The organism is Geobacillus sp. ZGt-1 (assembly GCF_001026865.1).
In the GTDB taxonomy this organism is placed as follows: domain Bacteria; phylum Bacillota; class Bacilli; order Bacillales; family Anoxybacillaceae; genus Geobacillus; species Geobacillus thermoleovorans.
Genome location: NZ_LDPD01000059.1, coordinates 1 through 743, shown reverse-complemented (window position 1 = coordinate 743; position 743 = coordinate 1). Strand labels below are relative to the sequence as shown.

Annotated in this window: 2 protein-coding genes; both read right to left on the bottom strand. The window is 54.1% G+C overall.

Translation table 11 applies throughout. From position 1 onward, the window contains the following. Positions 1 to 62 precede the first annotated feature (62 nt). Positions 63 to 395, bottom strand: a complete 333-nt coding sequence (locus VU18_RS15470) for a hypothetical protein (RefSeq protein WP_047758439.1) — start codon at positions 393 to 395, stop codon at positions 63 to 65. A gap of 69 nt (positions 396 to 464) precedes the next feature. Beyond that, on the bottom strand, positions 465 to 743 hold a 279-nt coding region (locus VU18_RS15465; protein WP_047758438.1), incomplete at its 5' end, for a CBO0543 family protein.

Below are 743 nucleotides of genomic sequence, written 5' to 3'. Positions count from 1 at the left end.
CCCGCCGTTTCAGCGTAAGCGCGAAAAAGATCATCCAACGCCTGCCAAGAGGCGCACCTGCTTTAGACCACTTGCGCCGTCTCGCGGCCTACGCGCCCTTTCATGAACAGCAGCCGATGCCCATCCACCGTCAAATCGATCATCGCGCCATCCAACACATCATCGCCTGACTTTTTTCCGTTTGCCTGCAAGTACGCGACCCGGTAACACTTGCGCCCGTACTCAAAATACATGTACCGCCCGCGCCGGAAATCGATCCAAAACTTCACCCGCTCGCCGTTTACAGTCTTCCATACATACCCCCAAGCCCGGTCTTGGCGGATCGGCGCCATTTTCGGGCGCGTGGAATTGATGGCTTCATAATACAGGCGGTGTTTGATGTCAAACAGCACCATCCCGTTTGCCTCCTTTTGGACATGATACTATATGTATAGCGCCAAACGGGCAAAAATAGACATGCTGGCTCACTCATTTCGTCTCAGCATTCGCCCTGCGAGCAACCGAACGGCCAGCGTCAACAGAAACATCGTAACGAGCGAGTATTCCCACTTCCAACCATGATATTCGATCAAATCCGTATGCCGTTCAAAGACAACCTCAAGGGCCGTCAGCACCGCCGCATACCCCGCGCATTGCGCCGCCACACCCGGCCAGCGCGCTCGGCGCGAGGTGGCATAGACGTACACACTGACAACCGGATAGAGAAGATATTCAAAAATGACGCTGTTATTTGTAATAAGAAG